The sequence below is a fragment of the Wolbachia endosymbiont (group A) of Rhinocyllus conicus genome, from assembly GCF_947250775.1.
Lineage (GTDB): Bacteria > Pseudomonadota > Alphaproteobacteria > Rickettsiales > Anaplasmataceae > Wolbachia.
In genome coordinates this window covers 1,594,676-1,607,229 of sequence record NZ_OX366349.1, presented here as the reverse complement: position 1 = coordinate 1,607,229, position 12,554 = coordinate 1,594,676, and the positions used below count along the sequence as shown (strand labels likewise).

General features: G+C 33.6%; 14 protein-coding genes. 9 read left to right on the top strand and 5 right to left on the bottom strand.

All coding sequences use genetic code 11. The features are described from left to right. Nucleotides 1-68 precede the first annotated feature (68 nt). The 3 genes from OOK92_RS07940 to OOK92_RS07930 all read left to right on the top strand — a co-directional run bounded on the left by OOK92_RS07940 (nucleotide 69) and on the right by OOK92_RS07930 (nucleotide 2,136). Nucleotides 69-998 carry an AEC family transporter gene (locus tag OOK92_RS07940; RefSeq protein ID WP_253309260.1) on the top strand — a complete coding sequence of 310 codons (930 nt, stop codon included), beginning with the start codon at nucleotides 69-71 and terminating at the stop codon, nucleotides 996-998. Between the two features lie 68 nt (nucleotides 999-1,066). Then, entirely contained in the window at nucleotides 1,067-1,195 is a 129-nt protein-coding gene (locus OOK92_RS07935; protein ID WP_264735793.1) for a hypothetical protein, read from the top strand. Next, nucleotides 1,180-2,136: an IS5 family transposase gene (locus OOK92_RS07930; RefSeq protein WP_264735792.1), complete on the top strand. Its 957-nt coding sequence runs from the start codon at nucleotides 1,180-1,182 to the stop codon at nucleotides 2,134-2,136. The genes OOK92_RS07935 and OOK92_RS07930 overlap by 16 nt, the downstream gene beginning before the upstream one ends. Before the next feature lie 326 nt (nucleotides 2,137-2,462). Here the strand turns inward: OOK92_RS07930 and OOK92_RS07925 are convergent, their stop codons facing one another. The 4 genes from OOK92_RS07925 to OOK92_RS07910 form a co-directional block, all read right to left on the bottom strand. After that, complete coding sequence (locus OOK92_RS07925; protein WP_264735791.1) at nucleotides 2,463-2,609, bottom strand: hypothetical protein; 147 nt, start codon at nucleotides 2,607-2,609, stop codon at nucleotides 2,463-2,465. Nucleotides 2,610-2,725: 116 nt separating this feature from the next. Continuing rightward, a complete protein-coding gene (locus tag OOK92_RS07920) occupies nucleotides 2,726-3,040 on the bottom strand; it encodes an FtsB family cell division protein (protein WP_253309259.1) in 315 nt (104 codons plus the stop codon). A 49-nt stretch (nucleotides 3,041-3,089) separates the two neighbouring features. Continuing rightward, on the bottom strand, nucleotides 3,090-3,218 hold the full coding sequence (gene ykgO / locus OOK92_RS07915) for a type B 50S ribosomal protein L36 (RefSeq protein WP_006279631.1): 129 nt from the start codon (nucleotides 3,216-3,218) through the stop codon (nucleotides 3,090-3,092). A gap of 69 nt (nucleotides 3,219-3,287) precedes the next feature. Then, on the bottom strand, nucleotides 3,288-4,106 hold the full coding sequence (locus tag OOK92_RS07910; protein ID WP_253309258.1) for a pyruvate, water dikinase regulatory protein: 819 nt from the start codon (nucleotides 4,104-4,106) through the stop codon (nucleotides 3,288-3,290). A gap of 150 nt (nucleotides 4,107-4,256) precedes the next feature. On the opposite strand from OOK92_RS07910, the gene ccmC reads away from it, so the two are divergent. Both ccmC and OOK92_RS07900 read left to right on the top strand, forming a co-directional pair. After that, nucleotides 4,257-4,967 carry a heme ABC transporter permease CcmC gene (ccmC, locus tag OOK92_RS07905; RefSeq protein WP_264735790.1) on the top strand — a complete coding sequence of 237 codons (711 nt, stop codon included), beginning with the start codon at nucleotides 4,257-4,259 and terminating at the stop codon, nucleotides 4,965-4,967. A gap of 71 nt (nucleotides 4,968-5,038) precedes the next feature. After that, on the top strand, nucleotides 5,039-5,206 hold the full coding sequence (locus OOK92_RS07900; RefSeq protein ID WP_264688104.1) for a hypothetical protein: 168 nt from the start codon (nucleotides 5,039-5,041) through the stop codon (nucleotides 5,204-5,206). A 67-nt stretch (nucleotides 5,207-5,273) separates the two neighbouring features. Here the strand turns inward: OOK92_RS07900 and OOK92_RS07895 are convergent, their stop codons facing one another. Next, complete coding sequence (locus OOK92_RS07895) at nucleotides 5,274-6,941, bottom strand: hypothetical protein (RefSeq protein ID WP_264735789.1); 1,668 nt, start codon at nucleotides 6,939-6,941, stop codon at nucleotides 5,274-5,276. 180 nt (nucleotides 6,942-7,121) lie between these two features. Here OOK92_RS07895 and OOK92_RS07890 point away from each other — a divergent pair, with 180 nt between their 5' ends. The 4 genes from OOK92_RS07890 (at nucleotide 7,122) to OOK92_RS07875 (ending at nucleotide 12,549) form a co-directional block, all read left to right on the top strand. Further along, nucleotides 7,122-8,399, top strand: coding sequence for an adenylosuccinate synthase (locus tag OOK92_RS07890; RefSeq protein ID WP_264732549.1), 1,278 nt, complete (start codon nucleotides 7,122-7,124; stop codon nucleotides 8,397-8,399). Nucleotides 8,400-8,646: 247 nt separating this feature from the next. After that, on the top strand, nucleotides 8,647-11,568 hold the full coding sequence (locus tag OOK92_RS07885; protein WP_264735788.1) for a coiled-coil domain-containing protein: 2,922 nt from the start codon (nucleotides 8,647-8,649) through the stop codon (nucleotides 11,566-11,568). A 146-nt stretch (nucleotides 11,569-11,714) separates the two neighbouring features. Continuing rightward, nucleotides 11,715-11,978, top strand: a complete 264-nt coding sequence (gene infA, locus OOK92_RS07880; RefSeq protein WP_264735786.1) for a translation initiation factor IF-1 — start codon at nucleotides 11,715-11,717, stop codon at nucleotides 11,976-11,978. Then, a complete protein-coding gene (locus OOK92_RS07875; RefSeq protein ID WP_064125248.1) occupies nucleotides 11,956-12,549 on the top strand; it encodes a Maf family nucleotide pyrophosphatase in 594 nt (197 codons plus the stop codon). The genes infA and OOK92_RS07875 overlap by 23 nt, the downstream gene beginning before the upstream one ends. Nucleotides 12,550-12,554 lie beyond the last annotated feature (5 nt).

The following is a 12,554-nucleotide window of genomic DNA, read 5'->3' as shown; positions in this document are numbered from 1 at the left end:
TGTTTACTTTTATAATACCTTAAGATCTAATATCACTTTATCAGTCAAAAGTATCACAATAGGCTAGTATGTTCCTTACTCTTTTCCTAAAAATATTACCTATTTATATTACAATATTTATTGGTTATTTATCAGGAAAATGTCTTAAAATTGACAGAAACACTATATCTCAAATACTCTTTTATATAGCTAATCCAATAGTGATTTTATATGGAGTCTCTCATACAGAAGTTAATTTAAAAGTAATTTCTCTGCCGATTTTGATATGGTTTATAGGTAGCACTATGTCCTTATCAGTGTATTATCTTTCTTCTTTTTTATTTAAGGATAACACGAGAAACATATTAGCGTTTAGCTCGGGCAGCACAAGTATGGGTTATTTTGGCCTGCCGATTGCCATGGCTTTGTTTGATGAAGATTCAGTATCTGTATATGTTGTTTGTTATATAGGAATGGCGTTGTTTGAAAATAGCTTAGGATTTTACATAGCTGCAAATGGTATTTATACCGCAAAAGAATGCATATTAAAGTTGTTCAAACTTCCTTCGCTTTATGCGATGGTTCTTGGCTTCTTTTTAAGTATATATGATATACAAATACCTACTTTTTTAACAGATGTTATGATGAATATTAGAAGTACATTTGTCACATTAGGGATGATGCTACTTGGAGTGAGCATTGCAAATATTACAAGCTTTAAAGTAGATTGGAAGCTTGCTTTGATCACTATTACAGCAAAGTACGTATTCTGGCCACTGTTTGTTTTAGGAATTGTCCTTCTAGACAAACATGTTATAGGTGTATACGACGAGAGTATATATAAAGCACTGATGTTGCTGGCTATTATTCCAGTTTCTGGGTCCAGTATAATACTTGCTAATATTTTGAATTATCAACCAGATAAAGCTACTCTGTTGCTTCTAATTAGTACTGCAGTGGGACTATTTTATGTTCCACTAATAATATCATTATTTTTTACTAAACTTATTCTTTTTTGATCAAGCGGTAGATAAAACTTAAATTTACACTAGCTTCTTGCATAATCACATAAAAAACCTACTCTTTTTTGTCATTCCAGCGCGTGACGCTGGAATGGCTTTGTTGCATAGCAACCGAAAAAATCTGGTGGCTACTGACAAAATTCATTATAAATAACCATTTAACTGTTGAAGAAAAAATATGCCACAGAAAATGAAAGTCAGTAACCAAAACGAATATAACAAATTCCTTGAAAAAAGGGGAAATATTTTTCGTTACATCGATGAAGCTATCGAAAATTGGTATGAAAATAGTCCAAAAATGCAGGGCGGCAACTATATTTACAGTGATAAAGTCGTAATTTTGGTGCATATAATTGTCAATCTTTTTAGAATTGGGTTAAGACAAACGGTGGGGTTTATAAAAGGATATCTGCAACAAATAGGAAAAAATTTGGCAGTTATCAGCTATTCACAAGCATCAAGAAGGTTTAAAAAACTTAATATTAAGATAAATGATTGCAGGGTTGATAAAAGCAACATGGAAAATATTGAAATTATCATAGATAGCACAAGTATCAGCATTTACAGTAACACTCCTGGCCACAGTAAGGAAAACAGTGCAGATAGAAAGTACCGAAGCTACGAGCAAGTAAGAAAGTTACATGTTATGTTAAGTGTGAATAGTAAAAAAGCTATAGCTGCAAGATACAGTAATGGCGTCTACTCTGACCACTATGGAGCTTGCGATTTGCTTGAAGAAGTTAATTTTCAGCACAAAATAAAAGCATTATATGCAGATAGGGCATACGATAGGCACAAACTTTATAAATTGTGTAAGAAATACGATATAAAGACAAAAGTTCTACCAAAAAAGGATGCAGCAGAACATTCAAAAATAGATTATATGTCTGACAGGAATGCTGCTATTAGGTTAATAAAATTATATGGACAAGATGGTGTAAAAGAGCGGAAAAAGGAAGCAATTTATGGAAAGAGATCTTACATAGAAGGATTTTTCTCAAGGTTGAAGCAAGTATTTGGATTTAGCTTTAGGAATAAATCTGAAGTAAATCGTGAAAAAGAATTACTAATTAAGTGCTATTTGCTCAACAAATTCACTGATATTGGTATGGCTAAATTTGAAATCATTACATAAATTTGTCGTAAACCATCACTGCTTAAGGTGCTATGCAACAAAGCCCGCTGGAATCTAGTTTCACTTTATGATGGTGTCATGAAAGTAACTGGCACTGGAATGGCTTTGTTGCATCGCTAGCTATGATGGATTAAAGATAAAAAAGATGGAGAATATCAGTAGCTTATTATTCTGGTATTTATAACAAGAACGGTCAGTGAATACCTAAATTTGAGTAAAAGAAATTTCACTACCACTCACTAATCCGGCTAAAATTCAAGAATTTCAATGCTTTAGCTATTTTCAATAGAATTAAGTTTATTAATATAAATAATAAATTACTATTCTTAAATTTGATCAGATTGATTGCAAAAAAACAAGATTTTCAATAGGTTGCTTATAATCCTAGCTATAGTTAGCCTTTCATAAGTAGCGATGCAACAAAGCCCACTGGAATCCAGAAAAAAGAATGGTGTCATGAAAGTAGCTGACACTGGTTCACTCTATAATGATGTCATTCCAGTGTCAAGCACTGGAATGACATCATAGGGGCTACTCGGATGACAAGAAAGGGGCTTGAATGACAGGAGGTAACGCAAGAAGTCTACTGCTATTCCACGTCAAGAACAACCATAAGTTCATTAGGGTTCACATAACCTAAAGCATTTTTTGCTTGCTCATCAAGCAGATCTAAATCTAAGCTTTTTTCATATAAGCCAAATACTTTATTGTCCAACTTTTCCTTTTCAGAAGAGACATCCTTTAGCAAAAGCTTATTGTACTCAATCTCTTTTTTTAAGTCGATTAACGTCAATAAGCCACGTTTACCTGTAATTGTGCTAATGCTAAAATATAATGTAAGAGAAGAAATGAATAAGGCTGCGCTTAAACACAATAACTTTTGCTTCTTTTTAGGTATAAACACCGTACTTTCACATACAAGAAATGTATAACATGAAAAGGTGAACAAAAAGCTAAGAACCTTGACGCGCTTTACACCTTGGCTTTACCTTGTTTATAATGTAAATCTTACCACCCCTTTTCACAACTTTACAATTTTTATCTCTGTTACGATGAGATTTTAGCGACCCTTTGACTTTCATATCTATAGTAAGAATTAAATTACCTTACATTATGATCACTTACAGAGAGTTAGTCAATTGATAAATTTTTCACATTTTATTAAAATACTGTATAATTGTTGCTGATACTTCTTCGATTGACTTTTGCGTGACATCAATAATTGGCCAGTTATTCTGCTTAAATAGTTCCTCTGCTTCTTTAATTTCCTTTTCTACTTTTCTAGGATTAGCATATATATTATTATCTTCGTTGTTAATTGAAGTAAGTCTATTTTTGCGTATTTCTATTAGCCTACTTACGTCTATTGTTACCCCTATTGTTAGTTTATTTTTTAATTTTGCCAAGTCGACATAAAAGGGTACTCCACTAACAAAAGGAATATTTGCAACCTTATAGCCTCGGTAAGCTAAATACGTACTGGTGGGAGATTTTGATGTACGTGAAACTCCAACCAAAATTATATCTGCTTTATCAATATCTTGAATATTTTGCCCATCATCATGATTAATAGTGTAGTTTATTGCCTCAATGCGCTGAAAATATTCGTTATTTATCTCAGTATGCAAGTCAAGCTTTTCGTCTTTTTCAATTTCAAGATAGGACGAAATTTCTCTAATAATATGTGATAATATTGCTCTATAGGGAATTTTCAACTTTATACAGTTATCTTTTAGATATTTTCTTAGCTCATCATCAGTAATAGTGCATATAACAAAATTATGCTCATCACTTTTCCTATTAATTTCCTCCAGAATTTTGTCAATCTGCTCTTCTCCTTTCACAAAAGACCAAACATATTCGATTGTTTCTACAGAACGAAAGTGTTTCAGAGCTGATTTTGCAACTGATATAACAGTTTCACCACTTGAATCTGATACTAAGTGTAAATTAAGCTTTTTAAGGGTCATGTTTTATATAGTGTTATACTAAAAATAATAGCAAGCAATCGGCTACTGAAATTGTGCTAATTTGTTAATCTATGTCAATGCAGAAAAACTATCCTGTTGATAAAACTCAAACTAATTGGTAAATTCTTAACGCAATTATTCTCAAAACGAATGTTTTTATTAAAGCCTACAAATTTCACTTCTTTTTCTAAAAAAGCACTACCTTGGCTTGGGATTATTTGTTTCGCATGTTTTTTAATTGGAATGTTTTTAGCGTTATTCTTCTCCCCAGAAGATTATAAACAAGGAGAAATTGTACGAATTATGTACATTCATGTGCCTTCTGCATGGCTTGCTCTTGGAATATATGGACTCATTGCATCACTTAGTTTCATTTCATTGGTGTGGAACAATAGCATTGCTAGTGTCTTGGCACATGCTGCTGCTCCTGCAGGGACAGTCTTTTCTGCAATATGCTTAATCACAGGTAGCATCTGGGGAAAAGGAACCTGGGGCACTTGGTGGGTATGGGATGCAAGGCTTACTTCAATGCTAATTTTATTTTTCCTATATGTTGGCTACCTTTCATTGTGGAGCGCTTTTGATAATGAAGCGAGGGCAGAAAAATCAGCAGCAGTATTTGCCATTTTTAGTGCTATAAATATTCCCGTAGTAAAATTTTCTGTGAATTTATGGTCTACTCTCCATCAGCCAGCAAGCATTTTGAGAAGAGGTGGAGTAGCAATAGAAAGTTCTTTGCTGTTGCCACTCATTGTAATGTTTATGTTTTGTGCCACATTTTTTTTAGTAGTGTGGATACTATACTCACTTCACTTAATTAATTTGTACAAAATAAAGAGAGAAATCAGTATGCGGTATTAGGTAGCTTTGTAAGTATACAGGTAAATATGCTAGAGAAAATTAGGTAAAATATCTTTGGTCACTTTAAATACTTGCCTGCTGAAACTGAAGAACGTGCTATGTTATGTGATCTAACTAATTTTAAAAGCAGCAATGACCAACTAACTAGAATAGATCAGGTATTGAATCGAGATCAACTTGAACATTTTACCAACGTTCTTGAAACATATGATGCAACGGCACGTAGTTTTTACGATTAGGTGCATTGTAAAATAGCAACCGTTGCAACCATGAACTCTAAAATATTCAAGGAGCCTACCAGTATCTTTAAAGTAAATGTTCATGTGATTCCACAGATAATTTCTGTTTTTTGATTCTATCTGTCCATTTATCATTTTCTATATCTTGTTTGTTGGTTGCTCTTTTTTCTTGCTCAACAATTGCCTTATCTACCTTCTGATAAATTGCATCAATTGCATTAATTGCATTTTTTTCTTTGTATACTTCGCTTTTCCCTTCAATAATTAACTTAATAAAAGTATTTACAACAGACTGCACTTGATTATGATTAACCTGACCTTTTATCAAAGAAGGTAAAGATCCTAATTCCATTATATGTTGACCTATGTTATTCTTTATACCTTCTGTATGCATTAACTTTATTATTTCATCATCAAATTCTTTCAATACTTCTGATGCTGTTTTATCTTGAGTGGAAAGCCCTAAATTATCTGCTACTTCACTTGTTAATAACTCTCTGTTTTCTTTATTATCTTCCAATTTAGCATAATTACTCAACAGATCCATAACTGTAGATACTCTGACTTCAACAATACCATCAACATCTTCATTTCCTAAAGCAACTCCTGATTCCAATAACCTCCCTCTGAGATTTTTGCTTAAAAGATTGATAAACTCTTTATTTGCATCCGATCCTGTAGCAGATATTGTACCATCTAAATAGTTACTTTGAGTACCTAAGCTATGCTCTATTTGTATTTTTGTCTCAGGTTTAAATCCTAATTTTGCACAGAATTTCTGAAAATATTCTTTAATAATGTCAAACAAGCTCTTGCCATTATCTTTATAATTTTTTAACTCTTTAGGAATAGTAAGTGACAATTTACCATCTCTGTATGTTACAAAGTCTTTACCATCTTGAGACTCAAGTGTAAATTCTAATGAGTTAGACAGATCACATATCTTATCACCATGCATAACTTGATTTTTAACAGAGAGTATTGGTAGCCTCATGTCAGATCTAATTCTTACATTATTTTGGTTAGCACAATCAATATTTATTACTTTTTTAGGATTTTCTACTATGAACGACTGTCCAAGTGCAAGTTGGGTTTGTATAAATGGAGCAGCCTCATACCCTGCTTGATTACAATTGGTGACTAGCTCTTCTAAAATAGCATTACTTGGAACTTCTGCCCCAGCGTATCTGAACATTTTCTTGAAAACTTCTTTTGCAAAGGAACGGTAGTCTTTGTTTTCATCTTTCTCTGTTGGTAATAGATGTTGGCCAGCATTGTAAAATTCTTCAAATTCTTTCTTATATGAATCGGTTTTTTGATGATTGGCAGTTTTGGGATTTTCACAGTGATTTTTCCATAGCTCACCCAATGCATTACTTACAAGCTCTTTCTCAATATCTTCGAGTACTGAAGCAACAAAAGCTTTGCCATGATCCGTATCTATTTCTCTTGTTCCTTTTTTGTTAAATATTTCGTCATTATATATATCATCACTATTAAAAAGTTCGCTTTTGTGGTGCTTAGCTCCTTCCTTAAATGCAATAATAAGATTTTTATCTATTTCTTTTCCGTTAATAATAAAATTCATCCTTTGAAAATCTAAGAACATTGTTTCACCAGAATTTGCTAATTCATTATCTTGACCTGCTCTTAATTTACTAAAATTGAACTCTTTAGCTGTGGCCTTTAATCTAACTACTGGACTCTTATTATTTTTTCCTTTTGCCTCTTTCATAAATAACACCTTACTGTAAATATGCTGTAAGTTATATCATATAATGATGAATAGTTTGGTAATATATTAAGAAAATCGACAGTATATTTCTTTATTTAAGAGGTGCAGGAAAGGCGCAGATTTCTCTTTCCATTTGTAGCGTACTGCATTAATATTTATGTATTAATTTAGAAAATAATGATGAATAACATTGTAATTGTTGGTCTGCAATGGGGTGACGAAGGCAAGGGTAAAATAGTAGATTATCTTTCTGGGAATGCAGATGTAGTTGTGAGATTTCAGGGAGGAAATAATGCAGGGCACACTATAGTAATAGATGATGAGGTTTATAAATTAAATTTACTGCCCTCTGCTGTTTTGAGAACGGGCAAAATATCCATCATAGGAAACGGTGTTGCTCTTGATTCACATGCTCTAATCTCAGAAATAGAGTCATTGAAAGTTAAAGGAGTGGACGTAAACTATAACAACTTGATGGTATCCGAGAGCTGTCCATTAATACTTAGCGTACATAAGGACAAGGAAAAGCTATTTGAAGATTTAAACGGAAATCACAAAATTGGTACAACAAACAAAGGGATAGGGCCATGTTATGAAGATAAAGTTGGAAGGAGAGCTATACGCCTTTGTGATTTAGAAAACGCAGATGAGCTCAATAAAAGAGTGGATACTCTTCTGAATTACCACAATGCTATCAGAAAAGGCCTTAACTACCAGGTGGTTAAAAAAGAAGAAATATTAAAAGAAATTCAAGGGATTTCAAAAAAAATTCTTTCATATAAAAAACCTGTGTGGAGGATATTAAATGACTTTGTGAAAGAAGGTAAGAAAATAATATTTGAAGGCGCCCAAGGCACATTTTTAGATATCGACCACGGAACTTACCCTTTTGTTACTTCAAGTAATACTGTAGCGTCGCAAGCAATAACAGGCTCAGGATTAGCCTCCAATGCTTACATTATTGGTGTGGTAAAAGCTTATACAACAAGAGTGGGCAATGGTCCATTCCCTACTGAGCAAAAAAACGAGATTGGAGATAGCTTATTTACTATAGGCAAGGAGCTTGGAACAGTGAGCAATAGAAGAAGGCGCTGCGGATGGTTTGACGCAGTTTTAGTGCGCCAGGCTGTGCAACTTTCTGGAGTTTCAAGCATTGTATTAACCAAATTAGATGTGCTTGATTCTTTTGATACAATTAAAATATGCACTGGTTACAAGTATAGCGGGAAAATGTATGATTATTTACCCGCATCGCATTCAATACAGGAGGAATTAGAGCCAATATATGAAGAGTTTCCTGGCTGGAAAGAAAATACTCAAGGTAAAAGGTCGATTGAAGCATTGCCTATCAATTTAATAAAATATATAGACAAGTTAGAAAAATTAATAGGTGTACCAATTCATCTAATTTCAACTAGTCCAAAAAGAGAGGATGTTATTGAGCTTAAAGATTTCTGAAAACGTCTTTTAACTTTTATCCAATAAAAAAAATACTTGCATAACTCAAAATACTAAGTCTATTATATAAGATATATTATAAACTTATAGTGAGTAGTGTACAATGAAAGACAAAAGCTTAAGTTTAACACTTGCAGTTATTTTCAACACAATTAAGTTAATAATAAAAGTTAGTGTAGAACGTGGTTTGATTTTTTTGAATATATGTTAATTAGTATAATATAAATATAGTCAAAGGAGGTGTGTTATGATTGGAGGTTTGACTAAGGGAGACAAAACAGCAGAGGCAGGAAAAACAAGTGATCAGTCAGAGAATTATGATGTTGAATCAGTTATAAGGGCAGCATCATGTACCTGGTATGCAATACATCGCCTACTGGTGTTGTATGGAGAAGAAAAAGAAAAATTATGTTATTCATCACGGTTTACACTACCTTTTATATCTCTCAAGAACCGTATCAATGAAGTGGAAAAAGAAAATCCTTCCACTAAGGACTCTGCTACAATAAAGTTCTGCCGCTCAATTGCAGAAAATGATAAATTATGCAAAGAATTAAGAAATTTAAATAATCTTGCTGAAAATTTTGCCAATAAAGAATTTGATTCTCAATTAGAGAAGATAATAACAGGTTTTAAACTAAAAGATCTAGAAGACAAGGTAGGCTTCTTAGTACTTTTAAAAGAAGAAAGTGACTTCACTGCTATACAAAAGGCTTATAGGGATGAGTGGAGTTTTTATGACCTAATAAACGATAGAGATTTTAAACAAACGTACATAGATAAAGCAGTAACAGAGTCTGCTAATAAGAGCTTTAAGGAAGATATAAATAAATGCATAGAGTTGGCAGAGCAGGGAAAAAAAGCTGCAAGTAAATATTTTGAGAGGAAAGACGTAGAGCTTCAAGCTTATTACACAGAAACTGATAACGCTCATAGAGTTTTGAATGTTAACCTTATTAATTACAATAGAAGTGAGCCAACAAGAATTAGTGACATTTTACAGCAAGAGAAAGATATTAAAGAATTGAATATCTATTGCAATAAAAAACATGAAATATGCGCTCATCAAGAAGATAAGAAAAGATATTATGAATTTAAAGAAGGCGCATATTATGAAATGACAAGCACTTGGCCTGTAGAGAATGGATCCAGAATGTGTACCATGATTATGAATGTGAGTAGTAGCGGCATAACTGAAGTACTAAAATTTGATGGTGAAGATTTTGTGTCATCGGAGGAGATCCTAGAATTAATAAAGCAAAATGATGAATTATATATTCAAGGCCTCGTCTTACATGATGCTGTAATGAAATCACTAGAAAAGGGTAAGGCTGCTGATGTTGTACCTACTGCTAATAATAATTTTCAAAACGAATCTATAGTGGCCTATCAAGATAAGGAACCAGGGGGGGAATCGAAAGGTCCAGACCCTAAAGTTGATGATGACAATAGCCTTCCTTCTTCTCCTTCTATTAATAGCAATGCATTAATTCAAACAGAAGTCAATTTACAGCACACTGAAACTCAACCAGAAGTTGCTTCACAACAAATGGATGAATTGATTTTAAATAATCAGATGCTGTCCGAAGAAAACGTTGAATTGAGGCAAGAAGAAGCAGAGTTGCAAGTGATAAATAAAAAGCACCATGAATTAACACAAGAAAATCAGCAACTACAGGAGAAACTAGAAACAACCCAAGCAGAAGATAATCAAACAATTGTAAAAGAGAGGCAGAATAGCGATTTACAAGATAAACTTGGAGAAGAGAGACCAGAATTCGACATTCCAGAAAACGAGTACGAGGAATTTCCAGGAGATACAATGCTTATACTTAAACTCACTGAAGATGAAGATAACGTTAATGTTACACCAGAGAAGAAAAAATTACGCAGATTTTCAAGCGTTGATAGTGGACTTGGTGATGAGCATTATGTATCGGATCAGAGACCTGTAGAAATTGAGCAAGAGCAAAAAAACACAGAATTGCAAACTGAACTGGCACAAAAAGATAAAAAGTTAGCAAGTGCGTTAGCAGAGCTACAAGGGAAAGCACAAGAACTTAAAAGTGTATATGAAGAAAAAGGAAAGCTAAGGCAAGAGCTGGGAGTTGCTAATGCAAAAAAGGAGGAGTTAAAAAGTGAATTAAAGAAATCGCAAGAAGAACTATATCATGTGCAGGAAGGAAAATCTGATTTAGAGGACAAGTTTGACCATTTAGAACACTTGAATAAGAAGATGGATGGAAACCAAGAACAGCTTTCAGAACAAGTATTAGATCTGCAAAAAAAATTATCATGCTCGAAAGAGGTAACCCAAGAATTAATCAATAAGTTAAAAAGTGCTGAAGCAGAAAAAAAAGAAGTGAATCAGAAACTTGCAGAAGCTGGGCAAAGAATTGAAACATTAAAAAAATGGACTAGCGATTTACAAGATAAACTTGAAAAAAAGGAGCGAGGATCAAAGGCAGAAATAGATGCAATGCGCAAGGAGTTAACGCAGCTTAAAGAAAACCTGAAGAGGAATGAGGAAGAATTTAAAAGTGTGCATGAAGAAAAAAGAAAGCTAGAGGACAAGCTGAAAGTTGTTAATACAGAAAAGAAGGAATTAGAAGAAAAATTAAAAGAACGTGAAAAAGAGATAGACCAAGAAGCACAAATAATGGAGGAAAAGGAGCAGTTTATAAGCAATTTAAAATGTCAAATGCAAGGGTTGGAAAAAGAGCATGAAGATGAGATTAAGGAATTGGAAGAGAACCTTGATGCATTGAGCGACATCATTGCAGGTAAAGTTTTGGATATTGAAGGTCTGATGAAAAAATTACAAAACAGTGAAAAAGAAAAAGAGTTTTTCCGTGGTCAAGTAGAAGAGTTAAGTGAAGAAACGTTTGCTGATAAACAAAAAGGCTTCAACAATCAATTTTATACTCTAACAGGAGACATTTCTAGTGAGCCTGATAATGTTCCACGAAAGAAGATAGAGTTATCCAGATCTTTAAGCTTTGATAGTGAATCTGATAATAAGTCTTATGTTCCACAGGAAGGGGACAATGATAGCGCATATGATAGCAATGAGGAGAATTGTGATAATCATCCTTGTAGTTCAGTTCTAGTCCTAGGGTCCGTAAGTCCTATCAGAGCACAGGCAAGGAGTAGAAACGTAGGTAGGTAGCTCACCTTCCTCTCGCATTATTGTGAAGATGGTTGGGGTTAAGTTGCAAGAGAAATACTTAAGTGGGGTGCAAAAAGTCTTTTGTGTTGATAATAATTTAAAATCTATAGTAGACTGAAAAAGATTATTAAATTATAATATAACATATGATAAAAGGCGAGAAATCGAAAACAATTTTTGAAGTGGAAGGGGCAGTAACTGCTTTACTACCTGCAGCAGAATTTAGAGTGAAACTGGACAATGAACATGAGATTATCTGTCATGTATCAGGGAAAGTGAGAAGAAGTAAAATACGCATCATTATCGGGGATAGGGTGTTAGTTGAGATGAGCATTTACGATAGGAATGCGAAAAAAGGTCGGATCATTAGAAGGCTTAAAGGTACAAGTGACAGAACGATCTCTAAATAATCTTATTCTTGCTTCATCATCGAAAAGGCGTATAGCTTTACTAAAACAAATAAATATTGAGCCAGGTTTAATTTTGCCAGCAGACATAGATGAAGCCCCTTTAAAAAAGGAACTTCCGAAGGATTACTCAATCCGTATGGCAAAAAGTAAAGCTGAGAAAATACAAAGTTCAAATCCAAATTACTTTGTGCTTGGTGTTGATACAGTTGTTGCTTGTGGTAGAAGGATATTGCTTAAAGCTGAAAACGTTGAGCAAGCAGAAAAATGCATCCGCTTGTTATCAGGAAGAAGGCATAGAGTATATACCAGTGTGTGTCTATTAACTCCCGATCAATCTAAACAACATATTAGAACTGTGGTTACAATAGTGAAATTTAAACGTCTCAGTGAACAAGAAATTAAGTATTATTTAGCATCAGAAGAGTGGAAAAATAGGGCAGGGGGATGCAATATACAAGGCCTAGCTGGGATGTTCGTATTGTTCTTACGCGGCTCCTACTCTTCCGTTATAGGGTTACCATTACATGAAACCTATTGTTTGCTAAGTAATTATTTTAACCGGGAGTGTTAAATAAA

Bases quoted from the DNA above. Each gene is read 5' to 3' on its own strand.
- OOK92_RS07940 (WP_253309260.1), top strand. From the start codon at position 69: ATGTTCCTTACTCTTTTCCTAAAAATATTACCTATTTATATTACAATA.
- OOK92_RS07930 (WP_264735792.1), top strand. From the start codon at position 1,180: ATGCCACAGAAAATGAAAGTCAGTAACCAAAACGAATATAACAAATTC.
- ykgO (WP_006279631.1), bottom strand. From the start codon at position 3,218: ATGAAAGTCAAAGGGTCGCTAAAATCTCATCGTAACAGAGATAAAAAT.
- OOK92_RS07910 (WP_253309258.1), bottom strand. From the start codon at position 4,106: ATGACCCTTAAAAAGCTTAATTTACACTTAGTATCAGATTCAAGTGGT.
- ccmC (WP_264735790.1), top strand. From the start codon at position 4,257: ATGTTTTTATTAAAGCCTACAAATTTCACTTCTTTTTCTAAAAAAGCA.
- OOK92_RS07895 (WP_264735789.1), bottom strand. From the start codon at position 6,941: ATGAAAGAGGCAAAAGGAAAAAATAATAAGAGTCCAGTAGTTAGATTA.
- OOK92_RS07890 (WP_264732549.1), top strand. From the start codon at position 7,122: ATGAATAACATTGTAATTGTTGGTCTGCAATGGGGTGACGAAGGCAAG.
- OOK92_RS07885 (WP_264735788.1), top strand. From the start codon at position 8,647: ATGATTGGAGGTTTGACTAAGGGAGACAAAACAGCAGAGGCAGGAAAA.
- infA (WP_264735786.1), top strand. From the start codon at position 11,715: ATGATAAAAGGCGAGAAATCGAAAACAATTTTTGAAGTGGAAGGGGCA.